The organism is Vibrio sp. 704 (genome assembly GCF_033339295.1).
The window spans coordinates 1-502 of record NZ_JAWOUH010001095.1; the positions used below are offsets into that span (position 1 = coordinate 1).

The 502-nt window shown below is 49.4% G+C and carries 1 protein-coding gene; it reads left to right on the plus strand.

Features of this window, described 5'->3' with window-relative positions:
- On the plus strand, positions 1–502 hold a 502-nt coding region (locus R7R24_RS30835; RefSeq protein ID WP_318120733.1), incomplete at both ends, for a fumarylacetoacetate hydrolase family protein.

Below are 502 nucleotides of genomic sequence, written 5' to 3' on the forward strand. Positions count from 1 at the left end.
CGAAGTTGCCGTTGTAACTGGCGATGTTCCGATGGGCGCAAGTATTGCTGAGGCGCAAGAGTCTATTCGTCTCATTATGTTAGTGAACGATGTCTCGCTACGTGGTTTGATTCCTGCGGAGCTCGCAAAAGGGTTTGGTTTCTTCCAATCTAAACCGTCTTCGGCGTTTTCTCCTGTAGCGGTTACCCCTGATGAATTGGGCGATGCATGGTATGAAAACAAAGTTCATTTACCATTGGTTTCCACCTACAACCACAAGCCGTTTGGTCGCCCTAACGCTGGCGTTGATATGACTTTTGACTTTGCAGACTTAATCGTTCATGCCACAAAAACGCGCCCACTATCGGCTGGCGCAATCCTCGGTTCTGGCACGGTGTCCAACAAGCAAGGCACTGACCATGGCACTTCGATTGAGGAAGGTGGCGTTGGTTATTCGTGTATCGCGGAAGTCCGTATGATCGAAACCATTCGTGATGGCAAGCCAACGACAAACTTTATGTCG